Below are 25,743 nucleotides of genomic sequence, written 5' to 3' on the forward strand. Positions count from 1 at the left end.
AGAGCGAAAGTTGAAACGAGAACAACGAAAATTAGCTCGTAAGCTCGAAGCCAACATTAAAGAGTACACTAAAAACCGAAAGCCAATCTATAAAACACCTTTAAAGAATATGAAAAATATTCAAAAACAAAACATTGCAATCCGTAATTTATATAAGCGACTTAGCGACATCCGAACAAATCATTTACATCAATGTTCTAATGAGATTGTGAAAACCAAGCCATCTCGTATTGTCATGGAACATTTAAATGTAAAAGGGTTGATGAAAAATAAACATCTGGCGAAGGCGGTAGCCGTGCAAAAGCTATATGAATTCAAACGGCAAATTCACTACAAATGTGAAAAATATGGAATTGAATTTGTTGAAGCTGACAGATGGTTTCCATCATCAAAGACTTGTTCTAGTTGTGGACAAATCAAAACCGATATGAAACTGAAAGACAGATTATTTATCTGCTCTTGCGGATTAAAGCTGGATAGAGATTTGAACGCAAGCATTAACTTAGCAAATTACTCAATCTAAGGAATTTAACTGACACTAAACCTTAGATGTGTACGCAACGATACTGCGGAATTTAAGCCTTTGGAGAGTCATACTAAATGGTAGTAGCTTTGGCGAAACCAGACTCGGAGAATAAGGAAGACACAAATACGAAAGTCGGAAGATATAAGTTGTGTCACAGTAGAGATGTTTACATTTTTTAAGAAATGTATATGTTTTTCGTATCGGATACAATAGAATCGTGCGAGCGTAAAGGAAGCTTAGATGCGGCCATTCGTAATGAAAAACCGAATGATTTTAAAACGCTTTTTGAACACTATCCTAATATTGAGTTAGTGCTTTTTAATGGCGCAAAGGCGTTCGAGGTTTTTAAAAAGCATATTGGCCTTGGGATTTTAGATGGACGAGCATATCAAAAAATGCCTTCGACTAGCCCGATACCAGGTAAAAATATTAAATCTTTTGAAGAAAAGCTTGAGGATTGGCGAGTGATGCAACCCTATTTGCCTAGATGAATACATTACAAAAAATCCCCTCCGCTTAATGTTACTTAACGGAGAGGATTATCAGCACTATTTTATAGATGGGGAGGACCATTACTGCCATGTGTTGTAGTAAGATCCTGCCGGGTTATAAAAGAATTTATAATGATATTTTTCAGCTAAGGCACGACTTTTCTCTTCATCGTTAAAGCCGATTGTCATCACCTGTGTACCGAATTTTTCTCGAATCTGAACTAATTGCTGCATCCTATTCAACGCCCATTCATCTTCTCCGACTACATCATACGAAAAGTTTTCCCACATAATAAAATCGATATATGGTGCTGTATAATCAGCTAATGTTTGAAAGCCCCAATTTTGAGCAACAGACAAGTCATTGGATAGTTATTGGAAAATGATCCTATTATTATACAGTGTCAACCATGAAAATAAGAATGCAGTTTAGGCCGACTGAACCCAAAGCTAATGGGCAATTGCTCAACGGTTATTAGCCCTTTTACATATATTGAATTATGAAAAAGGAGGGGTTTATCATGTACAATCCATATGAAGAAATAATGCCACTGCCAGAACCCGGTTTCGAACCATCATTTGGACTGCCAGGATTTGGCCCACCTAGTTATGGCCAGCCACCTTCATTTGGCCAACCTAGTTTCGGTCCACCACCAGCAGGACAAATGCCTCTGGGTCCACCGCCTAGCTTTGCGCCATCACTTCCGCCTTTTGGAGTAGGTACAAGTGGTATTCAATCATGCTTATTCAGGAATACGTATATATGGATGTTAAATGGAACAGGCTTTTGGTTCTTCCTAACTGCTGTAGGAAGAGAGTTTATTGCAGGGTTCCGATGGAGTAGTAGAAGTGGTTGGCGCTTCCAAACCATTGCAAGAAGAAATATTCGCTCGTATGAATGTTCGAGATGGTAATTAAGGATATTAAGAAGTCATGTTAAATGGTTCATTTAGTTGTAAACTATTATGTCTATGAAATACCCCATTCGGAACGGAGATCACCCCCTCGTTGTGCTCAATAGCTATACTTTATATTAGTATGAACGTTAGTTATGAGGAATTATTTTGCAGTTTTTTCGTTTTTATTTTAAAGACAATGGTGTTACAATTACTGTAATTAATGATGAAGGGACGATGGGTGGCTAATGATTAACTAATCTTATTTTTTGTGCATGAAATTTTATTTCAATCAAAAATAGGATTAGTCTGCCCATTTTCCATAACGCGCAACTTGTATCGATGAATCTTTGTTGATATGAAGTTGCACTATACTTACAAGTGCTTGATTTTCTATCTGAACATCTTTATTTAGAAGCAGATGGGGAAGTAGCTTGCGTAGTAATGGAACACAAATAAAGCTGTCTTCATAAGCTTATTTGTGTATGATATTTTTGCGACTAATCCTTCCAAAATATTGGAGGGGTTTTTTTGTCCCTCCAAATGGAGAGGAATGGGAGTTATGAAGGAACTTTTAAAATTACAAGACTTACATTATGAAGTAAAGGATATAAAAATTTTTGAACATGTAACGGCATCTGTAAAGGAAGGTGAGGTCATTGGCATTATTGGTAGAAATGGTGCTGGTAAATCAACATTATTGCAGTTGATTGCAGGCTCGATAATGCCATCTGCTGGACAGTTACGTTGGGTGCAGTCTGCTAAAGTTGCCTATGTGGAACAGGAGAGTGCACATTTTGATACGCTGGAGGTAACTGCGAGCGAGGCTGATTTGCTTGCTAAATGGCAAGTACCAGATGTGTTATTTTCAGCCTTAAGTGGTGGGGAGAAGCTTAAAATGAGGCTTGCTGATGGTTTTGCACAAAAAGCTCAATTACTTTTACTAGATGAACCTACGAATCATTTAGATGAGCAAAGCACCATATTGCTCATCGAACAAATAAAAAATTACGATGGTGCAATAATTGTTGTCTCCCATGATCGCTATTTTTTAGACGAGATTGCAACAAAAATTTGGTCTCTAGAAGAATGGACACTCATAGAGCATAGCGGTAATTATACTAGCTATATGGCTGCTAGAGAACAAAGAAGACTAACTCAACAACGCGCCTATGAAAAACAGCAAAAAAACATCGAACGTATAGAAGCGCAGATGCAGGAGCTAACATCCTGGTCACAGAAGGCACATGCCCAGTCTACAAAGCAGGAGGGCTTTAAGGAATTTTATCGAGTAAAGGCAAAACGTATGGACTCACAGGTTAAATCCAAGAAAAAACGATTAGAGAAGGAGCTAGAAAAGGCTAAGTTTGATGCTGTAGAACCTGAAGAAGAGATTCGTTTTTCTTTAGATACAAAACAACGGGTAGGGAAACGTTTTTTAGAGACAAAGCATTTAACGAAGTGCTTTGAGCAACGTGTTTTATTTAAAGATGTAAACGTAACTGCTCAATTCGGAGACAAGATTGCCATTACTGGATCGAATGGTAGTGGCAAAACAACATTATTAAAGGTGCTCTTAGGACAGATAAAGGCAGAAGGAGAGGTTTGGACATCTCCTTCTGGGAATATCGGTTATTTAACGCAAGAAGTGTTTGACTTACCACTGGATCAGACGCCTGAGCAATACTTCAATAAGGAAAATTTTGAGGAGCAAGGGAAGGTTCGGAATTTAATGAAGCATCTAGGCTTCACGCAAGCACATTGGACTGCACCAATAGGCGAAATGAGCATGGGGGAGCGGGTAAAATGTAAACTAATGGCTTACATTTTAGAGGATAAAAACGTGCTTATTTTAGATGAACCTACGAATCACCTTGATCTACCTTCAAGGGAGCAATTAGAAAAAACATTAGCACAATATAAGGGAACTTTACTTGTTGTCTCACATGATAAATATTTTCTTGAGAAGGTAACAGATAGTGTGTGGGAGCTTAGAAATCAACGTATTGAGAAAAAGTGGAGAAATAACTCGCCTGCTCAAGTTGATGACAAAGCTACTCTTCGTTTAAAGCTTGAAAATGAAAGACAAGAGATACTTGGTAAACTTAGTTTTCTTACAGTGAAGGATAAAGATTACGCTATGCTTGATCAAAAGTTTAATGAATTGACGAAGCGAATTAATGAGCTTAAATAACTAAAAGTTTAAGTTGATTTTAGATAGGGAAGAAAGGAGACCTTACTCACGCAGCTTTGAAGTGAACCTGATCACTTTTGAGGTCATTCCGATCACTTTTAATAAAGGGGGCCAATGCTATGAAAAAAATACTTTTTACCTGCATGCTTTTAAGTTTCAGTATAGTAAGTGCATGCTCTGATACAGAAGAAAAGCCTAACGTGCCAAACAAGCCACAAGAAGAACATCAATCACATGAAGATCAACAAGAATCGCCTAAAACGAATAAAGAAGACACGGTAGCATCCATTACACAGGCTGGAGTACTAAAAAATATTAAGGACCAGCTTAAAACGAATTTACCGATAACTTTACCAAAAGGGCTTCCAATCACAGAAGGTACATTTTTAACTGCAACAACGAAGGCTGAAGCTAACCAAGTTGAAATAGTATTTCTTGAAAGCAAAGAGTATTTGCCAATTAATGATATTAAACTAAAACAACCAGATAGAACGACAGTAATTGCTCGACTCTCAGTGCAACAATATGAAAGTACTGACGAAGCAAATAAGCAAATTTCTTTTGAGAACTTTAGTCAAAATGGCGGTCAAGAGGTTGATCTTGGATTCAACATTAAAGGTTACCAGGATGCAGGTGCTGGTTCTTTATGGACTGGTTGGAATGAGGGAAGATGGGCAATAGCGACACATACAAGAACAGACAATCCGGAGGCAGGTGTGAAGCTTGCTAAGCAGGCAGTACAACTTTTAGAAACACATATGCTTCCTATTCCAAAGCAGAACGGTTTTGCCCATTTAGATGTTTATGAATCCGGAAATTTAATCGTATGGCAGGATGGCAAACTTGTCTATACGCTTGATTCAATCAAGAAACCGCTAAAAGCACTTGAAATTGCTACAGCTTTTTATCATTAATATAAGTTCTTTAGCAAAATGAGGGGTTGATTTCCGTTCCGGCTGGGTGCTTTCCCCGCTTCGCTCCAAGTTCTCTGGCCAACAGATGCTTTTTGCGCGAAAGCGAGTAGCCTTTATCATTTTGTTTTTCAACACTATGAAAACTCCTAGGGTATGTATTTCTACTCTAGGAGTTTTATTCGTGATATGCTTAAATCTTTTCAACGTCATCCACAAGTTGCTTATACTCCACAAACCATTTCTGCCATTCTTCCATTGGAAATTCTTCATGTATAGTTCCATTTAATAAATCTGAAAGCAGGTTTAAGCATATATGCCAGCCGGCTAAATCTTTAGGCGTATGCTCAGTTAGCACACCAATCGTTTCAAGTAATACTAATATGGAGCCATTGCCAGTTTGGGAGAGTTCAAATCTTATCGTATCTTTGCCCCAATCAAATTCGAAAACTTCCTTCTCAGCATAGTCTGTAATCGCTATTTCCTTATAAGCATTTGTTCCATCATTCATATTAAAATGGATTGTGCCGTTTTTTCGAAGATCGATGATTTCTAAATTATTCATCCATTTTTGAAGCTTTTCATTTTCCGTTAATACTGCCCAAACAGCATCAACTGAATGTGACAGTAGTCGGTTAAATTTTACGACATAGTTATTTTGTTGTTTTTGAATAGTAGCGAGCATGGGGATCCTCCTTGTTTACTTTTCTTCATCATAAACTGCTTGAAATAGTCTTGTCACGCCTTCTTCTATTTCATTCTTCTTTAAATGTCCATACTTTAGAAGTAACAGACACAGACATTATTGATCCATCGATGCGAAAATTATTGAACAAGCATTCTACGATGGTTAGTTGCTTTGGTAGTAGAATTCCGATTAATATTAGTTAAAAAAGGAGAAATTACTATGCCATATCAACAAGCTTTAGAGAGCTATATTACAGCTACAAATCCCATGATTTTAATAACGTAAAGGAAATTTTGCACCCGCAAGCAGTGTATTGGTTTTCGGATAAAACATGCGTGACCATCGAAGAAATAGGTGCTTATTTCAATAACGCATGGGATTTGATAAGGGAAGAAGTTTATTCGGCTACCGATGTCCAAGGGCTTACGGTGGATGAAAAATCAGCTACCTGTATTTATACATACCATTATGAAGGCTATCATAACGGAAAATTTGTATCAGGTAGCGGGAGAGCAACGAATATTATTACGGTCTTAAACAATGAATGGAAGTTAATTCATGAACATTTAAGTAGTTAAATTATTTTAATTGCTACTTGAATAAGTAGTAATGAAATGATAATTATTAAAAGTATTTTAGCTGCCTTTATCGGAATTTTCGGTAGAATTAGAAGTCCGAGCTGAGAGCCGATAATGGAGCCTATTGCCATCGCAATTGCATAATGCCATTGAATAAAGCCCGTTTGGTAAAATATTAAAAATGCCCCTGTACAGCTCCCGAATATAAGTACGCGTGTGAGCTGTACAGCCTTTATGTAGGAGTAATGATGGCGTAAAAAATGTAGTATGCTGAAGGTTGAAGAGCCAGGTCCAAAGCCACCATCATAAACTGCAATTAAAAATGGCTGCCATAATTTATTGCTATGTTTAGTGTCATTTTCTTCTGAGCTAACAGTCCATTCTTTATTTTTCAACGTTATAAATAGGGCAAAGATAAGTAGCATACATGCAATAATATTCATTGTTTTTTCTGAGATGGATACTGTTAGGAGTGCTCCACAAACGCCTCCGACAATTGCTACAGCAACATATTTCATAATAGCAAGACGAAGTTCTTTATGATAAAGAAGATAAAAGATGCTCGACAACGCTGCAATGCCCGATGAAAACTTATTCGTAGCAATGCCTGTTTGAATAGGTATGCCAACAAGCATCATAGCAGGAATCGTAATTAGCCCAGCACCTCCAGCAAGGGTACCGATAAAAGCAGCAATAATTCCGATACCGACGAGTGTCAGTGAAAGCTTTGTATAAGAAAGTCCCATTACAATGGTAAAGGTCACAATCAAAATAAAAGATTTTTTCATAAACGGCTCCTTTAACGTTATTAGTTAAAGGGTACTGGTAAACAATTTATAATTCTAATATATTATTTTTCGTTTTGTATAAATGATATTTATACAAAGTGCAACTGAATTTTTTTCTTTTCACTTTAAATACTACTCAAAATACAGTCCCCTTAAAGCTTCAACTTCTCCTAATTTGTCATGCTTAGCCCCTTTGAAATTGAACTGTAAATAGTTATTATTGTAAGTAATGGAAGTAATAATTTACCAAAGGGGATGGTAGCAATGAAACAAAATATCTATCAATGGGGCGACTCACAAAATCCAACTTTAATCTTTTTACATGGGCTAGGGAGTACGGGCTTATCATTTGGAGAACTAGCAAAACGTTTACCAGAGTATCATATCGTATCCTTTGATTTACCTGGACACGGCTATGCAAAAACCTTGGAAGAAGAAAACGCTTATGTTCCTTCCAATTTGATTGTAGAGATAGAAAAAATAATAAATCAGCAATTAGGTAATACATCTCATTATTTAATTGGGCATTCTTTTGGAGCTGATTTGGCATTGCATTATGCTGCTAAATACCCTCAACAAATAATGGGGTTGATCTTGTTAGATGGTGGTTATTTGTCATCGCAAGATTTAGGCATGACATTAGAAGACGAATTACAAGGTATAGAGAAATTTTGCGATGAAGTAAAATTCCCATCATGGGAGGTATTTTTTGAATCGGAAAAAGAAGAGCTTTCACGATGGTCGGAAGAGCTTGAAGAAGCATCAAAGGCTCAAGTTAAGGAACAGGATGGAGAAATTAGACTAACGATTTCTACTTTTACAGGGCAATCCATCATAAAAGGTATTTATGCGGAACCAGTCACAGATGTAGTAGAACAGGTGCATTGCCCGACTCTATTGATACGTGCAACAAAACCAAGCGAATTAGAAGCTATTAGAAAGAAGAGTATTCAAATTTTGCAAACTAAAATTAAAAACTTGGCTATTGAACCAATCGCTGATGCAGGTCATGATATTTTTCGTGAAGTACCAAAGGATGTTGCTAAAAAAATTAGAACATGGGTTGAGAATCATTCATAAGGAAACAGCGCAAGCATTGGGAATGACACATTCAGAGGTGAGAGAAACTGATAAAAACAGAAGAAGAGCTAAAAAGCTTAATTGCAGCAGATGAATGGATGATGAACATTTTAGCAACTGTAGAGAAGCTACAATTACCTGATTCATGGATATGTGCTGGATTTATTCGCTCGAAGGTGTGGGATTATTTACATGAAAAAGAATACAGAACATCATTAGCCGATATTGATGTGATATATTTTGATAAAGTTAATCTCTCAGAGAACTATGAGAAGCAGTATGAGCAAGATTTGAAGAAATATTTACCGAATGAGCCTTGGTCTGTGAAGAATCAAGCAAGAATGCATGTAGTAAATAATAGTGAGCCATATCAATCATCTATTGATGGAATTGCACATTTTCCAGAAATCCCAACAGCTATTGGTGTGAGGCTTGCTAATGGAATACTTGAAATAGCTGCACCACATGGTATCAAGCACTTAGTTTCTGGGATTGTAGCCCCCACACCATATTTTCAGAAGAGCTCTCCAATGCATGAGGTTTATTGGAATAGAGTTCGTAACAAGCAGTGGGAATTATGTTGGCCGAAGCTACAGATTATCTACTAAAATGAAGCGAAGGAGCTAAAGAATTTGTATCACGATAAACATCAAATAATCTCTCATTATGAAAGATCTATCGTGTTTGTGGAAAGTTTAGCAAACATAACAGAAGAACAGTGGCGTACTCCTTTAGAGCCTGGGAAATGGACAGTAGCAGAGGTAATTGGTCATCTTACTCCATGGGATGAATTCGTGCTAAAACAACGTCTACCGTTTCTTTTTACAGAAGAAAGCTTACCAAAAGGGCCTGATGTAGAAGAGATAAATACCAGTGCAGCAAGGGATAGTCGTACACAAAGTAAAGAAGAAACGATAGCCAATTTTATCAAGCAGAAACAGCAGCTAATGGATGCACTTTATCAAATAGTGGATAAGCAATGGCAGCAGCCTTTTACAATAGGTGTTTCAGAATTAACACTTTACAGTTATTTTGCTAGTTTAGTAGATCATGATCTGCATCATTTTTCACAAGTCCAGAGAGTTTTAAAGAATGTAGGAGCTATAAAGTGGATATCAAGCAATTAATCGATTATTATGCACATGCATCTGTAAGCTTTACGGATGTTTTTACAAATAAAATGGAACTAGGCCAAGTAGATATAGGCCGAACTACAGCTCCAGGGAAATGCGGGCTGGTTGTCCCGCTTTCCGGTAGCGCGATATTTAGCTTTAACGGTATTCCTTATGCAATGGAGCCGGGTATGGTCGTACATGCAGGGCCACAAATGCCAATCGAAATTAAAGCTTCTGATGATAAAGAATGGGAGTATGCAGTTGTTCATTATCATATCCCTTCCGAGGAAATACCTCAATATTCACTATCAGATCAGCACTTTTTAATCAATACAGGCTATCATACAAAAATTATTGACTATGTACAGCAGTTAATAGAAAGTCAAGCAATGCCAGATAATATGTCAATATTCAAAGCAAAGACTCTATTTATGAATCTATTGGAAGTCATCCTTATGTCGGCAAAAGTGAAGGTGCTCGATACAGCTAGTGAACAGATAGAGCAAGCTTTACAGTATATACATGAGAACTATGCTAAACAACTTTCTGTTTCGAAAATTGCTGAAGAGTTTGGCGTGGAGCGTCGGAGGTTTGCCTATTTGTTTGAACAGCATACTGGGATGAATCCTAGCGTTTACTTAACGGAATATCGCATAGGACGGTCGAAGGAGTTACTAAAATATGACGATTCTTCAGTAGCAGAAATAGCAGAATGTGTAGGTTATGTAGATTGCTTTTACTTCAGTCGAGTATTTAAAAAATGTACTGGAATGTCCCCGACAGCTTATCGGAAATTAATGATTGTGGAAGCTAAATACGTATGAAAAGTTGTTTCTTTAAAAAAGAAGCAGCTTTTTTTTGTGACATCCGCCGGAGGCTTTAACTTCTTTCATCAAGTGTTTGAACACCTGATGAAAGAAGTTAAAAGTGGCAAAAGTCCATGTGATTCAAGAAATTGTCCATTCACAACAGGTTTTCTCTTTGTTAGGATAGTATCCGTAAATGATAATGAATATCAATTAAATCATTAAACTCTATTGACTTACAAATGAAAATGATTATCATTATCGATATAATTATGTTTGTTAGGAGAGAATATCTATGAATAAATATTTTAAAATGTGTGCACCTGCTCTATTAGCATTATCCTTGGCCGCATGTGGAACGGATAAAGCAGAAGAGTCTAATACATCTACAAATAATGCCGCAGAAACTAGTGCAACAGAAACACAAACAAATCAAGCGAAAACACAGACGATTACATACTTAGGCGAAAAATATGAACTTCCTGCAGAAGTGAAAAACATTGTAGCAGCAAGTTTAGAATCTATGGAGGATGCGGCAATGCTCGGTATTAAGCCTGTTGGTGTACTTGATATCGGTGGGAAAATTCCATCATATCTTGCTTCTGAATTAGAAGGTGCTGAGCTTGTTGGAGATAAAATGTCACCGAATATTGAAGTCATTCTTAAACTTGATCCAGATGTTATTTTAGGTTCCTCAAAATACCCTGAGGAAATGGCTGAAAAGCTCAAAAAAATTCAAACGATGATTCCGTATTCACATATTTCTACAAATTGGAAGGAGAATTTAACATTACTTGCCCAGCTTTCAGGTAAAGAAGATGAGGCGAAAAAAATCATTGCTGATTATGAAGCGAAGGTTGCCGATTCTCAAGTGAAATCTAAAGAGCAATTAGCGGACAAGCAAGTTCTAGTTATTCGAGTACGTGGGGGCATAATGTATATCTATCCAGCGGGCGTTTACTTAAACCCTGTTTTATATGAAGATTTAGGGGCACCAGTACCGGAGATTTTAAACACTGCAAAGGCACAGGCAGAACTATCGCTTGAAACATTAGCAGAGGTTAATCCTGATGCTATTTTCCTTCAATTCGACGAATCAGAAAATGCTGACGCACCAAAAGCATTAGAAGAGCTACAAAAGAATCCGATTTTCGCAAGCCTAAAGGCATCACAAAATAAACAGGTTTTCGTGAATGCAATTGAACCTTTAGCACAAGGTGGTACTGCATGGTCTAAGGTGAAATTCTTAGATATTGCCGCTGAAAAATTACTTAAATAGTTTTAGTTAGGCTGGTAGTAGATTTGGTGGCATCACCAGGCTATTACCAGCCTTTTATAGGCATAATTGATATAGAAAAAGGTGTGGAAATTGAAAAAAACAAACATTGTGGCATTTTCAATAGTAGCAGCTTCTCCATTCCTAATTGCGATTGTGGCATTAGTATCTGTTATGTATGGCACAAAAGACATCGGCGCAATTACAGTGTGGCAGGCGATTACTGCATTTGACCCTTCAAATGTGGATCACCAAATTATACGAACAGGACGCATCCCTAGAATTGCCGCAGTGTTACTAGTTGGAGCATTTTTAGCAGTAGCTGGGGCAGTGATGCAAGGTATTACACGAAATTATTTAGCGTCGCCTTCGTTAATGGGCGTGAATGATGGTTCTGCATTTATGATTACGTTAGCAATAGTATTTTTCCCAGGGCTTCCTAATTACCAAATGATTTTACTTTCAATGCTCGGGTCAGCATTAGGAGCAGGTATTGTCTTTGGTTTTGGCTCTTTAATTCGAAATGGTTTATCACCAGTAAGACTAGCCATTATTGGGACAGTCATTGGTACGTTTTTAAGCAGTATAGCTACAGCCATTGCGATGTATTTCCAAGTATCACAAACGGTAAGTGTTTGGTATAACACAAAGGTACATATGGTGGATATGGATATGCTCATGCTAGCTATTCCATTTGGATTAATTGGTTTAGTTCTTGCTCTATTATCAGCTAAGGCTATTACAATAACTTCACTAGGCGAAGATATCGCTATAGGACTTGGACAAAAAACAAAAGCAGTGAAAGTTATTAGTATGCTTGCTGTTGTTTGTTTAACAGGTACAGCAGTTGCACTTGTAGGAAAGATTGCCTTTGTAGGGTTAGTCATTCCTCATATTACACGTTTCCTTGTTGGAGTCGATTACCGCTTTATCATTCCTTGTGCAGCTGTAGTAGGCGCGTTTTTCTTAGCGCTCTGCAATGTACTTAGTCGCTTTGTTAATTATCCATTCGAAACTCCAATCGGCGTATTGACGGCCTTGGTTGGTGTTCCGTTCTTCTTATATTTAGTGCGTAAACACGGAGGTGAACAACGTGCGTAAAAAAACCTCAAGTGTATTCGTTATGACTGTTTCCATACTTATGTTATTTATTTTTGGCACCGGCTATCTCCATATTACCAATGGTGTCTTTGATATGTCGGTGATGGATGTTATAAAAACATTGCTACGCATTGAACCAAATCCAAAATTTGATCTTGTCATTTTTGAATTTCGTTTACCACGTATTGTCATTGCAGCTTTAGTAGGTGTTGGCCTAGGGATGGCAGGGGTTGTGCTACAAGGTATTACACGTAATGGCCTAGCAGACCCGGGGATTTTAGGGATCAATGCTGGAGCTGGTGCAGCAGTGGTTATATTTATGTTTTTCTTTCAATTACGTCTCACATCTGCAGATATGAGTAGCTGGTTATCCATCTTAATGATGCCTATTTTTGGATTTGTCGGTGGTGCGATGGCCGCTGTGTTGATTTTCTCATTTGCCCGAAAAAATGGCCATTTAGATATGCAACGGCTAATTTTAACGGGGATTGCGATTAATAGTGGGTTTGGGGCATTATCACTGTTTTTATCATTGAAAATGAATGCCCAGGATTATGAAGCTGCAGCTGTTTGGATGGCAGGCTCTATTTATAATGCAAACTGGATCTTTGTTGTGACTATGCTGCCGTGGCTTATTTTATTGGGTTTTTATGTTTATCGGAAATCATATTTGCTCGATTATTTTCAATTGGAAGAGGATAGTATTACTAGCTTAGGGATAGCGGTAGAAAAAGAAAAAATGAAGCTGTTATTGGCAAGCGTCGGTTTAGTCAGTGCCTGTGTATCGGTATCGGGCAGTATCGGTTTTATTGGATTAATGGCACCACATATCGCTAAACAGCTTGTTGGTATACAACATCGTTACGTCATGCCAGTAAGTGCGTTGATAGGCGCGGGATTGCTTATTTTAGCTGATTTTATAGGGAAAACAGTATTTGCGCCTTCTGAGCTGGCAGTTGGTATTGTTGTCTCGATTATTGGGATTCCGTACTTCTTATATTTACTAGTGAAATCGAAGGCATAGGAGGAAAAAGTGTGCAAAGTGCATTTAGAATGGAAAATTTATCTTCTGGCTATGAGCAGGTTCGTGTGTTTGAAGGCTTGAATTTAACAATAGAAGAAGGAAAGGTTACGACCATTATAGGTCCCAATGGATGTGGGAAATCTACATTGTTAAAAACAATTGGTCGTATATTAAAAAAGCAGCAGGGCACGGTTTATTTACAGGATCAAAACATGCAAAATTTATCGACGAAGGAAATTGCGAAAAAGCTTGCTATCTTGTCCCAGACGCCAATTGCCCCAGGTCAGTTAAAGGTTGAGGAGCTTATTGCTTATGGTCGTTATCCACATCGTAATAATGTTAATCGCCTAACGAAAAAGGATGAGAAAATGATTGAATGGGCTTTAACTGTTACTAATACAAATGACTATCGCAATCGCGAGCTTGGACAGCTTTCAGGGGGGCAGCGCCAGCGTGTATGGCTTGCAATGGCCTTAGCGCAAGAGACAAATATTTTGTTATTAGACGAACCGACAACTTATTTAGATATGGCGCATCAGTTAGAGGTATTAGAAATTGTGAAAAACCTGAACGCGCAGCATAGTTGTACGATTGTTATGGTATTGCACGACATTAATCACGCGGCACGATATTCCGATCATTTAATTGCGATGCGACAGGGAGTTGTGATGAAAACGGGAACACCTCAGGAAATTTTATGCGCAGATGTGATGCGAGAAGTATTCAATATTAATGCACGTATTATGGAAGATCCTGTTACGAAAACACCCGTATGCTATGGCTATGATGTTATGAAGGAGAAGGATAAATGATTGAGGAGAAAATCGTGAAAGCACTTGACTATGTGACGCAGCAAATTACTTCGAAGTTTACAGATTATACGTATACGGTAAATATCTATGTACCGAATGGAGAAGTACCAGAAGGAGGTTTTCCAGTTTTATACGTATTAGATGGCTCTTCTTATTTTCATCTTGTAAAGGAAGCGGTTCGCCTACAAAGTCGTAATGCAGCTAAAACAGGAGTCTTACCAGCCGTTGTTGTTGGCATTGGGCATGGTGCTAACATGCATGAACGACGATTTTATGATTTTACAGGACAAGCAGAAACGTATATTTATCCTGCAAGATTTAAAGGTAAGGGCCACGAGAAACATGGAGGAGCAGAGAACTTTAGTAGATTTTTAGAGGAAGAAATAAAGCCAAGTATTCAGGCTCAATTCCCTGTAAATATGCAGCATGAAGCACTGTTTGGGCATTCATTAGCAGGTTATTTTGTACTGTGGCAATTATTCCATCATCAAGCAAGCTTCCAACGTTATATAGCGATTAGCCCTTCTATTTGGTGGAATGAGCATGAATTATTAAAGTATGCTTCAACATTTATAAAAGAGCGTCCATATGCATATGAAAAATTATTCATAGGGGTGGGGGAACTGGAAACCTTTATGGTTGATGATGCACAACAGATTGCCGGCGATTTAGAGAAAATTATGGATATTGCTTTTTATGAAGCGTTGGAGGAAAATCATGCTTCAATCGTTCCAACGGTTATGAGTAGAGCAATTCGTTTTGTGAACAAAAAATAAATAGTAGTAACCGCAGTATCTTGTGATGATGCGGTTTATTTTTGATTAAAAATGCATTGTATTGTATTTTAAATTAAAGGGAGTGTTGACAATTGAACTTTATTTTGGCTCATTACCAAAAGTTGTGGACGTCATTTCTTAAAACGTATGCAATTTATAAGTTGATTGGAGTGGAGACTGGGCGACTCCTTGGGGATTAGCGTCACAGATGAGACTCTGCAGCGAAGCGGATGTTTTCTGTGCGAAAGCGTAGTGCTAACGTAGCGACAGCAAATGTTTTATCTGTGCGAAAGTGTAGCGACAGCAACAACGAAGCGGCTCATCGGACGCCCCCAGGAAGCTTTGCTCTGTGCGAAAGCGTAGTGCTAACGTAGCGGCAACAACGAAGCGCCCAGTCGGAACGGAAATCAACCACACGTTATGGTGATGAGCTATTATTTGAAAAAGGAGAGCATGCCTTTATCGGGTGTATCGATGAACAACCAGTTGCAATGTTAAGATTTATACTTAGCGGAAAAACAATTAGCGAATGTAAAGTACGTATGAGCGTACCAAGAAATATTGAGTTATATCGCTCATTAGGCTATGTTGTCACAAAAGAGGATAAGGAAGAAAATCGTAACGGTTTCTCTCTTTCTGTAGCGACAATGGAGAAACAGCTTACGAATTAGGGGGGGACAGCTCTTGAGGAAAAAGCTTGGTTGTTTACATGCACATCATTCAAATATTGAGTATATAGAACAGGCATTTCAAAACATTGAGAATGTAGAACTAGTCCATTTTGTGGATCCAGGTCTTATACAGCAAGTTTCAAAAGGGACTGATAGGTTAGCCTCTAAGGTGAAAGAGCAACTCGAATGGATGGAAGGTTGTAATATGGATGCTATTTTAATAACGTGCACTAATTATATTGCATTGTTAGAGGAAGAACAGCTAGAACTTTCTATTCCAATTATTAAAATAGATGAGCCCTTCTTTGAAACAATATGTGAAGAAAAACAGCCTCAAACGATTCTTTTTACTAATCCTGAAACTGTTGAAGGTACGATGAACAGACTTCAGCAATACGCTTTATTACATGAAAAATCCATTAATACTAAAATAATAGTTATCGACAATACGTTTGAACTGATTATGCAGGGAAGAAGGGATGCATATAATAACGCTATTGTACAAACTCTTCATGATGTAGCGGGGGAACAGCAGCATATTTCGGTTGCACAGCTTTCAATGGTTGAGGCTGCACGGCAATTCGAAAAAGAGTCAGCTTTAACGATTGCTCATCCGTTAAAGTCGTTAGTTAAATCTGTGATGAGATCTATAGAATAATAGCTCGTGCGTAGTTTTCGGAATACTCTGTAACAATTTGTGCGATACATTCGTTTCATAGGAAATAACTATGACTTGTAGGGAGTGTAGTAATGAGGCGACGGGTACTTATGGTAACAGTGTTGTTGTTTTTGTTAGTAGGATGTACAAAAAATGAGAAAGCGGTTGTTCTGCCGGATGATTTACCGGATTTTGTGCAAGAAAGTGATCTTAAATCCATTGATTGGGACAAAAAGGCAGTAGAGTTCGGGGATAGAGGTATCCTCGGTAATACCAATAAATCAGGTGTTATTGGTGCCGATATGCCAAGTTTAAGTACTCAAAAGTGGATGTGGCATCTTTGGGGGATTGAAGAAGGTCGTGATACAAAGTTAACAATTGTCGGGTATCATAAAGATTCTAAAACAATACACCCTATTTTAGTAGATGGTTGGAGCATAGGACTTGGTGGACCTGTTAATGGTGCAGATGCACATGCACCTTCAAATGTGAAAATCCCGAAACCTGGAGAATGGGCAATTTTACTTTATACGAATGGGAGCTATTTTGATACGTTAATCTATGATATTCATGAATAGAAAGTTAATATTTCACATAATGTGACCCTCGTTTTGTAAGCTAAAATTCTTGCAAAATGAGGGTTTTAATTAAAATAATTAAAGGAAATGGCATGGAAAATATAAAATTGTTAATATGAAAAGTAGTAAATAGAAACGGAGGAGAGTTACATGACCGATTCACGGTATCCAATTGGACAATTTCAATTTCCGGAGGTAGTTACAGCACAGCAAGTAAAGGAATGGATTGAGGATATTCGTCTATTACCGAAACAACTAGCAGAGGCGCTTGATAGAGCAAGTGAACAAGCATTAACAAAATCCTACCGAGAAAATGGCTGGACGATTACGCAGCTTGTCCATCACATTTCAGATAGTCATATGAATAGCTATATCCGTTTTAAGCTAGCTTTGACGGAGGATATTCCAACGATTAAGCCTTACAATGAGGAAGAATGGGCAAAGCTTCCCGATTCAGAAATGCCTGCCTCAACATCTTATAAAATGATTGAGAGCTTACATGAACGTTGGGTGTATTTGCTAACAAGCTTAACAGAAGAGCAATTACAACGAGCGTTTAATCATCCGGATTCAGGATTAATGACACTTGAAAAAGCTCTAGCATTATATGCTTGGCACGGAAAGCATCATCTTGCACATATTAAAAATGCTTTAGCGAAATAGATGCCCAAGTAAATAAGGTATTGGCTCAATCAATGGATTTTGAAAAGTAGTTGAATCATAATTTATGCTTGCTTGATGATTTGGACCACAAATTGAACGAGCTAACTATAGAAATTAATACTGATAAATGTTGTTGAAGGCTGTTCCAAAAGTAAGAATAGGACTTTTGAAACAGCCATTTTTATGTTATTAGAGGATTCTACATAATTGTAGAGCAATCATATCTTGCCTTGATATTATTTCGTTTCTCTGTGCAATGTAACTCTTTTTAAGCGCGGGGAATATTTCTTAAGCTCCAGCCTTTCTGGATTAGTTCGTTTATTTTTTTTAGTGATATAGTTTTTATCACCTGTTTCTGTACAGGCTAATGTCACTTGTACACGCATAAAATAACCTCCTTTTAAATAGTAATCATTACTCTTTACACATTATTATTTTTAATGAAATATGTCAATATCATATTTCCGCAAAGTTTTTAGCATTGCATTTTGTAGATTTCTATGTTTTAATTACAAACTATAAATAGTAATGATTACGATTTGAGGAGTTGTAAAGATGACAAAGAAAATCCCTGTTACAGTTTTAAGTGGTTATTTAGGTTCTGGTAAAACAACAATGATGAATCACGTTTTACAAAATGAAAAAGATATGCGTGTAGCTGTAATCGTCAATGATATGAGTGAAATTAATATTGATGCAGAGTTAATCGCAAATGGAAGTGGAATTTCACGAACAGAAGAAAAATTTGTGGAGTTATCAAATGGTTGTATTTGTTGTACGCTACGTGAGGATTTATTGCAGGAGGTGGAGCGTCTCGCAAGACTCGGTACAATTGATTATATTTTAATTGAATCGACGGGGATTAGCGAGCCAATACCTGTTGCCCAAACATTTAGTTATTTAGACGAGGAGCTTGGTATTGATTTAACAAAGTTTTGTAAGCTTGATACGATGGTGACTGTTGTAGATGCGAATCGTTTTTGGCATGATTTTCAGTCGGGAGAAAGCCTTTTAGAGCGTAAAGAGGCAGTCGGTGAATTAGATGAACGGGATGTTGCTGACTTACTCATTGACCAAATCGAGTTTTGTGATGTCCTTGTATTAAATAAATGTGATTTAGTATCAGATGAAGAGCTTGAAAGGTTAGAGCGAATTTTACGTGCCTTACAGCCTGAAGCCAAACTAATTCGCACAGTAAACGGTGTAATAGAGCCAGCTGAGATTTTAAATACTGGTTGCTTTGACTTTGAACGAGTATCGGAATCTGCTGGCTGGTTAAAGGAATTAGAGCTTGGTCATGAAAATCATACACCTGAAACGGAGGAGTACGGCATTTCTTCGTTCACCTATGTCCGTAGAAGACCCTTTCATCCAGTGCGTTTTGTAGAATGGTGTGACCAGATGCCGGAAACGATTGTCCGAGCAAAGGGGATTATTTGGAGTGCAAAGCATCAGGATGTTGCATTATTGCTATCACAGGCAGGCTCATCGGCAAAAATAGAGCCCGTTTCATATTGGGTAGCTGCTTTACCAAAGGAACAGCAGCAGGACGTTTTCTTGCAAAGCCCCGAGGTACTAGAGGATTGGGATGAGGAATTCGGAGATCGCATGACTCAGCTCGTTATAATTGGTGTTGAAATAGATAAAGAGTCGATTATAAAAGAATTGGACACATGCTTATTAACGGAAGACGAGTTTAATAATTCATGGGAGAGTTTACAAGATCCGTTCAATTGGGAATGGCATTAAAGATAAAAATAAAGAAGATTTCGGCTAGGATTCCGAAGTCTTCTTTTGAAATACATGATTATAATTTGTAGCATCCCGCAAAGCTTTTTCCTCAATTGGAATACGCACGGACAACATTGTCACATTTAAAAGTGTGAAGCAGAATGCTGTAAAATAGGCTTGAAACATTAAAGGTAGAAGAATAATTTCTAAGCAAACAACTGCGTAATTTGGGTGACGCATAAATGTGTAAGGGCCTTTCCGTACAACTTCTGCATTGGGCAATATGAGTATTTTTGTGTTCCAAAAAGACCCTAATGAACGAATACACCAAATGCGTAATGCTTGAACGGCAATAAATAATAAGAACAATAACGGAAATAAAGGCGATAAACTTTTATGATTAGTAACTACTTCAATAATTAAAAATAGGAAAAAACCAGCGTGTAAAGAAACCATATATGGATAGTGAGAGGAACCAACCTCATATGCCCCTTGTGAAAGCATCCATTTTTCATTGCGTTTTGCAATGAAGACTTCTGTCAATCTTTGTAGAATGACGAGGGTCAAAATAATGTAAATAATCATGCTACTCCCTCCATTTAAGTAATACAGCTTCAGCACAGAAGCCAGGGCCGAGAGCGACGAGCAAACCAGTATCCTCTACTTGTCCTTCGTTTAACATAAATTGCTCCAATACATATAGCACCGTAGGAGATGACATATTTCCATGATATTTCAATATTTCCCGAGAAATATCGGTTTTTTTGGCAGCTAGATAAAGAGTATCTTCATAAGCTTTTAACACTTTTTTACCGCCAGGATGTGCAATGAAATGGTTAAGCTGTTCACTATATAGTTCATGTTCCAATAAAAATTGTTCAATGAATGGGCCAAGCCAATTGGTGATGATGGCAGGAATACTTTTCTGAAAAACGACATGTAGACCATTGTTTTTAATATTCCAGCCCATAACATTTTCTGAATCTGGCATCCATTTAGAGCCGGTCCCGATAATAGCAGGTATTGATTTTTTTACTGCGATATTCACTTCATCTCCACAAACGAGTATACATGCTGCCCCATCTGCAAAAAGGGAGGCACCGATTAAATTGCTTTTTGAAAAATCATTTGGCTGAAAGGTTAGACTACAAAGTTCGACACAAACGACAAGAACTTTTGCTTCTGGATGGGCACGACAAAAATCATAGGCTCTACTAACACCTGCTGCGCCACCAGCACAGCCAAGTCCCCAAAGAGGAATACGTTTAAGCCCGTCTGAAAAAGGAAGTTTATTCATAACCCGCGCATCAATACTTGGTGTGGAAATGCCAGTGCTACTTACAAAAATGATGGCATCAATGTCTTTAGGAGAAATCGGTGATTGTAAGAAAGCTTCATTTTGCAAACAGGCTTGAATGACGTCAACGCTATATTGTGTAGCTAGCTCAATATATAAATCGTTACGTTCCTCAAACGAATGATCAGTACGATGCCATTCTGGTGGTACACAAAAATGGCGTGTGGCGATACCACCAGTCTCAAAAACTTTTAAGTAACGTTCTAATTTAGGGATTTTTGCATGAAAAAGTTCCTTTGTTAGCTCCTCTGTGTTTGTCTGTTGTAATGTGTACGGTGGTTTGTATGTACTGATCGAAATGATTTTTGACAATTCAACATCTCCTTTGCCGATAGTGGTTTTGTTTATTGTATGCGGGGAGGGAGGGGATACATGATTCTGTAATTTTATAATTTCGCTAGGGTTAAAGTATCATAAGTCTTTGATGAATTTTGCGGAAATTGCGGGAATTACTAAATTTAGTTTGCGGGATTTTTGTGGAAATGCTTCGGAGGCAGAAAGCAAAAAAGGTGTTATATTTTTAATATAACTCACATCTCGCACTTTTAATTTGTATTTTTAACCCTTGATACGACTAGGTTCACATACATATTTCAGATTATTTAAAAAACATTAAGTTGGTTGTATAAATAGTGTGAAAAGCTAGATATACCAAGGGATAAAATACTTTTAAATTTGTCGAGAGAACTTCGGAATGTGAGATATTAGTAATTCAATTTATATTGGAATTAGAAAAAATAAATATTTAGGATGGTGGTGAGATAATAACTCGTATTAAAAGTTTTGTTAAAGATTTATGGATAACAGAAGGATTCAATCTTCATTAATCAAATCAAATTTTTAAAGAGAGAGGGAAAAAAGTGAAAAAATTCATTTGTGGAGTAATAGCTGTTTTCGCCTTTTCTACAGTAGCATCACCTACATTATTGACATTAGCAAACTATGAATCTAATCTAGAATTAACTTCAGATAGTTTAGGGGAAAAATTCAAGCTGCTTTATGATGATGAAAATAAATCAGTGTATCAAATAAAAGATGAGACGGGAAATATTTTTGAATACGTCGAAGAAGTGATAAGAAAATCAGATGGTACAGAAGAAATAACGCAACAGAAATTTATAGTTTTAGCAGATAATCAAAAGGAATTATTAGACGAGAAAGTTATAAGTATTGGTGAAACAGCGACAGAAATTATTATTGAAGAACTTTCTGATCCTAACAGTACAGATGTAGTGATAAATAAAGCTGAACAATTTAACGTTGAGTCTACGTTAGAACACCAATCTTTAAATTTTATTTCGGAAATAAATTCAAGAGCAGTACCTACATCTGGTGGATCTTATATTGCAGATATTCGTTGGGAAGAATCTACAAAAAGTAATAAAGCAACAGCTATTTTGGGTACTAAGTATAAAAATACAACTAAGCAACAATGGCAGTATAGAGATTTTAAAGCCGCTGCTAATAACGTAGTGGCGGAAGAAAAAAGTATTGCTACATTAGGTTTGATAGGCGTAGTTGATGCAGTATGGGTAGCAGTTAAAGGTGGAGATCTTTTGTCTTGGACATTAATTAAAAAGATATTTGGTAAGTTAGGAAAGGCTGTACCAGTCTTTGGAACCTTATATACAGTATATAATTATGTTAGTTTATGTTCAGATGCAAAAGGAAAATATAATGCCATACCTTGATTAATAAGAATTAAAAAAATTTATTAGGATGATTTAACTTGGATATTCTTCTTAGTGTTCTAATAGTTATTGCTTATGTTGGATTGATGTATTATATTTTTGGACTTTTAACGAAATTAATGAAACAAAAAAGTTCTGATTTCATGGTACAAATTTTACCGGGGTGGATTTTAATAATGGTATCAAGTAGTGGTGTATTATTATTAGCTCCACATTATTTAACATATCAAATTATTTTTAAACTAATAATGTTTACTTCTGTTGGAATTTGTTTGATTTCATTATTTTTATTAATTGTAGTAAAAAGACTCAGCTTAAGTAAATATAATGCTCTTATTTTGAAATTGAAAGAAAATAGGGAAATAAAATAAAGAATAGTACAGTTTCTTGTAAGGATTGAGTTCATAATTGTACCGGACTTAATCCTTTTCTTCGCTTTTTCATTTTTATTGAGAGTTTTTTGAGTTTATCGCTCACATTTTGCACTTTTAAATTTTTCTGCAATGTATTTCCAACCCTTGATACGATTGGGTCTATAAATATTTCAGATTATTCAAAAATATGATGTTTGTTGTATAAATAGTGTGAAAATGAAATCGGTATTTTTGATAAATAATAAAGGATTATTTTATCGTATGCATCAAGCCCAATCCAAATGGTATGAGCAAAAGGAGCATTTCTATGAAACAGTTATTCCATGTTTATGTCCTTTATTTTGGATTTGGATGGTTTGCTATCACCCAACCATTATGAAGGATTTTTTTATGCATAGATAATATTGCGGAAAATTCAGTTTTTCAAAAACATGTTGAATTATTTTAATGCGACACTAGTGATTAATATTGATTAAAATATTGTTATTGTTGTTTCAATAAATTTAAGCGTAATATCTCTGAAACAGCTTCTGTACGAGAGGTTACACCTAATTTTTTATAAATTTTGGTCAAATTATATTCAATTGCCCGTCTACTCATAAATAGTTGATCAGCAATTTCTTGATTACTATATCCTTTAATCAAGCTTTGAAGGATTGAAATTTCTCTTTGAGTGAGTAGTGAACATAGATTATCTTTTGAGGGAGCTGCTTGTACTAATTCTTTAAATAAGGAAAAGGGTAATAATACATTCCCTTTTAATGTAGCACGAATAGTCATAATTAAGTCTTTATAGGAAACAGTTTTATTGATTATCCCATAAATATTCAAATTCTTAATCAAGCTTAATTGTGAATAGCAATCTAATCCTGTATATAGAATGACTTTAGCTTGAGGATGTATCTCTAATAGTTTTTCCGTCAAATCAATACCAGAGCACTGGGGCATTTGTATATCAAATAAATAAATGTCATAATCTTGCGTTACAAATTCTTTATATACCTCTGCTACTTCATATAGATAGGTAACTTTAAAATCTTGTTCATTTTCTAATATGGTTTTAGTACCTATGCCAACCATTTGATGATCATCGACCAAAAGAATATGAATCAATTTCTTCACCTCAGAATTGTTATTTGAATTTCAACACCAAGACCAACTTCAGTTATTTGCTTTTATATTTTTAATTGTTGAAAGTACTTTACTGTCTCACTAGGGAGATTAGAATTTGGGTTTGCGATACCAAATGATCTGATCATAATAAAACTAAATCATGAAGATCATCTGCAAAATATTCCCTTTCTTAACGATAGCACCTTCTATAATAGAATCCAAATCAACTTTTGTTGATTTTCTAGCAAGTTTTGATAATCTAATTTAAAACAGGGAGTTTTAATTTCTCATTTTATAAAAATTAGATCAGTATTAAATTTGTACAACAAATAAGTAACTTAGGATATTTCTATACAATGGCCTCCTAAAATAATAAAGTGTGATTATTAATGTGAAATTTTTTTATTATTGTCCCCTTTGAATGTTTTGAAATAAAAAAGTATATAACTTTTATTTGACGTTTTGGTTAAATTTAGTTATATTGAAAATAACTAAATCGGAAGTAGGTGATGTGACATGATGAATAGATCCGTTTTTAACGAACTGCAATTCGGTTTGTTCAATTTCACACGCCTAAAATATATAAATTGACCACGCAGTGTATTTAAATCACAATTGTGGTGATTTGTATATTCTCTTAAATGTGCCTGTGAACCTTGTAACTGCCGAATTGCGCAGAGACAAGGTTTTTTTATGTTTTTATCGATTGATTACAAATGAAATGCACATTTAGGAGGAAAACAAATTGAATTTAACAACTTTAGGATTTTTAACATATTTTGAAGAGCAAATGACTGGATTTGAACAGGAGGCTAAGCTGGCGAATTGTGTGCCGGCTAGGGTTACTTTAGAGCATAAGCATTCCTATCGTGTACTGGCTGAAGAAGGAGAGTGGCTGGCAACGATTGCTGGACATTACGCGTATACATCATTAGCACGTGAGGATTTCCCGGCGGTTGGAGATTGGGTTCTAGTTGAGAAAATGCCGGGTGAGGAAAAGGCGATTATTCATAAATTGTTTACTCGAAAATCAGTCTTTTCACGTAAGGCTGCGGGTATGGAAATACAAGAGCAGATTGTAGCATCGAATGTTGATATTGTGCTTCTCGTTATGAGCTTAAATGCTGACTTTAATATTCGTCGTTTAGAACGTTATTTAGTAGCTGCGTGGGATTCAGGTGCAAAGCCGGTCATTGTATTGACGAAGGCTGATCTCTGTGAAGATGTCTCTAGTAAGATACGTGAGGTTGAGTCTGTAGCGTTTGGTGTGGATGTTTTTGTGACTAGTGCTCTGTCAGGTGAGGGCTTAGAAGATATTCGCGCGCTATTTACGGAAGGTGTGACGGGAGCATTGCTTGGCTCTTCTGGTGCAGGGAAATCCACTTTGACAAATGCTCTTAGTGGTGAGGAGCTTATGAAGGTTTCGGATATTCGTGAAGATGATGCGAAGGGGCGCCATACTACAACACATCGTGAGTTAGTTCTATTGTCAGGTGGCGGTTGTTTAATTGATACGCCTGGAATGCGAGAGCTACAATTATGGGATCAGGGTGACAGCTTATCCGCTAGTTTTCAGGATATTGAGGAACTTTCTGCGGCCTGTCATTACAGGGATTGTACACATCAGAAGGAGCCGCATTGTGCTGTGCAGCAAGCAATTACAGATGGCGAGTTTGAACAATCACGCCTCCAAAGCTACTTTAAATTGCAAAGAGAGCTTGCTTTTATCGAACGTAAAACAAATACTCAAGCTAAACTTAATGAGCAACGCAAATGGAAGCAAATTGCGAAAGGCTTAAAGAAAGGTAAAAAATCAAAATAAATATATCCTGATAGAAGAGTGAG

The 25,743-nt window shown here is 36.8% G+C and carries 28 protein-coding genes and 2 pseudogenes; 23 read left to right on the top strand and 7 right to left on the bottom strand.

Features of this window, described 5'->3' with window-relative positions; translation table 11 throughout:
* Both ACQKMV_RS13580 and ACQKMV_RS13585 read left to right on the top strand, forming a co-directional pair.
* Positions 1 to 523, top strand: a 523-nt coding sequence (locus ACQKMV_RS13580) for an RNA-guided endonuclease InsQ/TnpB family protein (protein WP_427504570.1), incomplete at its 5' end; no start/stop codon positions are given.
* Between the two features lie 206 nt (positions 524 to 729).
* A pseudogene (locus ACQKMV_RS13585) lies at positions 730 to 1,017 on the top strand (DNA-deoxyinosine glycosylase); the annotation flags it as partial.
* Positions 1,018 to 1,098: 81 nt separating this feature from the next.
* On the opposite strand, the gene ACQKMV_RS13590 reads toward ACQKMV_RS13585, so the two are convergent.
* A complete protein-coding gene (locus ACQKMV_RS13590) occupies positions 1,099 to 1,377 on the bottom strand; it encodes a hypothetical protein (RefSeq protein ID WP_427504571.1) in 279 nt (92 codons plus the stop codon).
* A gap of 161 nt (positions 1,378 to 1,538) precedes the next feature.
* On the opposite strand from ACQKMV_RS13590, the gene ACQKMV_RS13595 reads away from it, so the two are divergent.
* The 3 genes from ACQKMV_RS13595 to ACQKMV_RS13605 all read left to right on the top strand — a co-directional run bounded on the left by ACQKMV_RS13595 (position 1,539) and on the right by ACQKMV_RS13605 (position 5,021).
* The gene (locus ACQKMV_RS13595) at positions 1,539 to 1,931 is read left to right on the top strand and encodes a hypothetical protein (protein ID WP_427504572.1); all 393 of its coding nucleotides are present in this window, start codon (positions 1,539 to 1,541) and stop codon (positions 1,929 to 1,931) included.
* A gap of 544 nt (positions 1,932 to 2,475) precedes the next feature.
* The gene (abc-f, locus tag ACQKMV_RS13600) at positions 2,476 to 4,107 is read left to right on the top strand and encodes a ribosomal protection-like ABC-F family protein (RefSeq protein WP_427504574.1); all 1,632 of its coding nucleotides are present in this window, start codon (positions 2,476 to 2,478) and stop codon (positions 4,105 to 4,107) included.
* 119 nt (positions 4,108 to 4,226) lie between these two features.
* Positions 4,227 to 5,021 (top strand): hypothetical protein, encoded by a 795-nt coding sequence (locus tag ACQKMV_RS13605; RefSeq protein WP_427504576.1) that lies wholly within the window; start codon positions 4,227 to 4,229, stop codon positions 5,019 to 5,021.
* Between the two features lie 190 nt (positions 5,022 to 5,211).
* On the opposite strand, the gene ACQKMV_RS13610 is transcribed toward ACQKMV_RS13605, so the two are convergent.
* Positions 5,212 to 5,703 carry an SRPBCC family protein gene (locus tag ACQKMV_RS13610; RefSeq protein ID WP_427504577.1) on the bottom strand — a complete coding sequence of 164 codons (492 nt, stop codon included), beginning with the start codon at positions 5,701 to 5,703 and terminating at the stop codon, positions 5,212 to 5,214.
* A 222-nt stretch (positions 5,704 to 5,925) separates the two neighbouring features.
* On the opposite strand from ACQKMV_RS13610, the pseudogene ACQKMV_RS13615 reads away from it, so the two are divergent.
* Positions 5,926 to 6,284: pseudogene (locus ACQKMV_RS13615) on the top strand (YybH family protein).
* Here the strand turns inward: ACQKMV_RS13615 and ACQKMV_RS13620 are convergent.
* Complete coding sequence (locus ACQKMV_RS13620; protein WP_427504578.1) at positions 6,281 to 7,072, bottom strand: sulfite exporter TauE/SafE family protein; 792 nt, start codon at positions 7,070 to 7,072, stop codon at positions 6,281 to 6,283. The pseudogene ACQKMV_RS13615 and the gene ACQKMV_RS13620 sit on opposite strands and share 4 nt — an antisense overlap.
* A gap of 264 nt (positions 7,073 to 7,336) precedes the next feature.
* Between ACQKMV_RS13620 and ACQKMV_RS13625 the strand changes: the two genes are divergently transcribed.
* The 13 genes from ACQKMV_RS13625 to ACQKMV_RS13685 all read left to right on the top strand — a co-directional run bounded on the left by ACQKMV_RS13625 (position 7,337) and on the right by ACQKMV_RS13685 (position 17,632).
* Entirely contained in the window at positions 7,337 to 8,152 is an 816-nt protein-coding gene (locus tag ACQKMV_RS13625) for an alpha/beta fold hydrolase (protein ID WP_427504580.1), read from the top strand.
* A gap of 98 nt (positions 8,153 to 8,250) precedes the next feature.
* Positions 8,251 to 8,760, top strand: a complete 510-nt coding sequence (locus ACQKMV_RS13630) for a nucleotidyltransferase family protein (protein ID WP_427504581.1) — start codon at positions 8,251 to 8,253, stop codon at positions 8,758 to 8,760.
* Between the two features lie 24 nt (positions 8,761 to 8,784).
* Entirely contained in the window at positions 8,785 to 9,279 is a 495-nt protein-coding gene (locus tag ACQKMV_RS13635; protein WP_427504583.1) for a DinB family protein, read from the top strand.
* Complete coding sequence (locus ACQKMV_RS13640; RefSeq protein WP_427504584.1) at positions 9,261 to 10,091, top strand: helix-turn-helix domain-containing protein; 831 nt, start codon at positions 9,261 to 9,263, stop codon at positions 10,089 to 10,091. Before ACQKMV_RS13635 ends, ACQKMV_RS13640 begins: the two co-directional genes overlap by 19 nt.
* 277 nt (positions 10,092 to 10,368) lie before the next feature.
* Complete coding sequence (locus ACQKMV_RS13645) at positions 10,369 to 11,352, top strand: ABC transporter substrate-binding protein (protein ID WP_427504585.1); 984 nt, start codon at positions 10,369 to 10,371, stop codon at positions 11,350 to 11,352.
* Positions 11,353 to 11,442: 90 nt separating this feature from the next.
* Positions 11,443 to 12,450 carry a FecCD family ABC transporter permease gene (locus ACQKMV_RS13650; protein ID WP_427504586.1) on the top strand — a complete coding sequence of 336 codons (1,008 nt, stop codon included), beginning with the start codon at positions 11,443 to 11,445 and terminating at the stop codon, positions 12,448 to 12,450.
* Between the two features lie 22 nt (positions 12,451 to 12,472).
* On the top strand, positions 12,473 to 13,474 hold the full coding sequence (locus ACQKMV_RS13655) for a FecCD family ABC transporter permease (RefSeq protein ID WP_427504763.1): 1,002 nt from the start codon (positions 12,473 to 12,475) through the stop codon (positions 13,472 to 13,474).
* 29 nt (positions 13,475 to 13,503) lie between these two features.
* Complete coding sequence (locus tag ACQKMV_RS13660) at positions 13,504 to 14,286, top strand: ABC transporter ATP-binding protein (protein ID WP_427504765.1); 783 nt, start codon at positions 13,504 to 13,506, stop codon at positions 14,284 to 14,286.
* On the top strand, positions 14,283 to 15,062 hold the full coding sequence (locus tag ACQKMV_RS13665; protein ID WP_427504587.1) for an alpha/beta hydrolase: 780 nt from the start codon (positions 14,283 to 14,285) through the stop codon (positions 15,060 to 15,062). Before ACQKMV_RS13660 ends, ACQKMV_RS13665 begins: the two co-directional genes overlap by 4 nt.
* 542 nt (positions 15,063 to 15,604) lie before the next feature.
* The gene (locus ACQKMV_RS13670) at positions 15,605 to 15,733 is read left to right on the top strand and encodes a hypothetical protein (protein ID WP_427504589.1); all 129 of its coding nucleotides are present in this window, start codon (positions 15,605 to 15,607) and stop codon (positions 15,731 to 15,733) included.
* 13 nt (positions 15,734 to 15,746) lie between these two features.
* Positions 15,747 to 16,391, top strand: a complete 645-nt coding sequence (locus tag ACQKMV_RS13675; RefSeq protein ID WP_427504591.1) for a hypothetical protein — start codon at positions 15,747 to 15,749, stop codon at positions 16,389 to 16,391.
* A 92-nt stretch (positions 16,392 to 16,483) separates the two neighbouring features.
* Positions 16,484 to 16,969: a hypothetical protein gene (locus ACQKMV_RS13680; protein ID WP_427504592.1), complete on the top strand. Its 486-nt coding sequence runs from the start codon at positions 16,484 to 16,486 to the stop codon at positions 16,967 to 16,969.
* A 150-nt stretch (positions 16,970 to 17,119) separates the two neighbouring features.
* Positions 17,120 to 17,632 (top strand): YfiT family bacillithiol transferase, encoded by a 513-nt coding sequence (locus tag ACQKMV_RS13685; RefSeq protein ID WP_427504593.1) that lies wholly within the window; start codon positions 17,120 to 17,122, stop codon positions 17,630 to 17,632.
* Between the two features lie 236 nt (positions 17,633 to 17,868).
* On the opposite strand, the gene rpmG is transcribed toward ACQKMV_RS13685, so the two are convergent.
* Entirely contained in the window at positions 17,869 to 18,018 is a 150-nt protein-coding gene (gene rpmG, locus ACQKMV_RS13690) for a 50S ribosomal protein L33 (RefSeq protein ID WP_427504595.1), read from the bottom strand.
* A gap of 169 nt (positions 18,019 to 18,187) precedes the next feature.
* On the opposite strand from rpmG, the gene ACQKMV_RS13695 reads away from it, so the two are divergent.
* Positions 18,188 to 19,381 carry a GTP-binding protein gene (locus ACQKMV_RS13695; RefSeq protein WP_427504596.1) on the top strand — a complete coding sequence of 398 codons (1,194 nt, stop codon included), beginning with the start codon at positions 18,188 to 18,190 and terminating at the stop codon, positions 19,379 to 19,381.
* Positions 19,382 to 19,405: 24 nt separating this feature from the next.
* On the opposite strand, the gene ACQKMV_RS13700 is transcribed toward ACQKMV_RS13695, so the two are convergent.
* On the bottom strand, positions 19,406 to 19,948 hold the full coding sequence (locus tag ACQKMV_RS13700; protein ID WP_427504597.1) for an isoprenylcysteine carboxyl methyltransferase family protein: 543 nt from the start codon (positions 19,946 to 19,948) through the stop codon (positions 19,406 to 19,408).
* A 1-nt stretch (position 19,949) separates the two neighbouring features.
* On the bottom strand, positions 19,950 to 21,032 hold the full coding sequence (locus tag ACQKMV_RS13705) for a type III polyketide synthase (protein ID WP_427504599.1): 1,083 nt from the start codon (positions 21,030 to 21,032) through the stop codon (positions 19,950 to 19,952).
* A 548-nt stretch (positions 21,033 to 21,580) separates the two neighbouring features.
* Between ACQKMV_RS13705 and ACQKMV_RS13710 the strand changes: the two genes are divergently transcribed.
* On the top strand, positions 21,581 to 22,411 hold the full coding sequence (locus ACQKMV_RS13710; protein WP_427504600.1) for a hypothetical protein: 831 nt from the start codon (positions 21,581 to 21,583) through the stop codon (positions 22,409 to 22,411).
* Positions 22,412 to 22,449: 38 nt separating this feature from the next.
* Positions 22,450 to 22,782 carry a hypothetical protein gene (locus tag ACQKMV_RS13715; RefSeq protein WP_427504601.1) on the top strand — a complete coding sequence of 111 codons (333 nt, stop codon included), beginning with the start codon at positions 22,450 to 22,452 and terminating at the stop codon, positions 22,780 to 22,782.
* A gap of 486 nt (positions 22,783 to 23,268) precedes the next feature.
* On the opposite strand, the gene ACQKMV_RS13720 is transcribed toward ACQKMV_RS13715, so the two are convergent.
* A complete protein-coding gene (locus ACQKMV_RS13720; protein WP_427504602.1) occupies positions 23,269 to 23,898 on the bottom strand; it encodes a response regulator in 630 nt (209 codons plus the stop codon).
* Between the two features lie 745 nt (positions 23,899 to 24,643).
* On the opposite strand from ACQKMV_RS13720, the gene rsgA reads away from it, so the two are divergent.
* Positions 24,644 to 25,720, top strand: coding sequence for a ribosome small subunit-dependent GTPase A (gene rsgA, locus ACQKMV_RS13725; protein WP_427504604.1), 1,077 nt, complete (start codon positions 24,644 to 24,646; stop codon positions 25,718 to 25,720).
* Positions 25,721 to 25,743 lie beyond the last annotated feature (23 nt).

Origin of the sequence: Lysinibacillus sp. NPDC094403, from assembly GCF_050278745.1 — a bacterium.
Classification (GTDB): Bacteria; Bacillota; Bacilli; order Bacillales_A; family Planococcaceae; genus Lysinibacillus.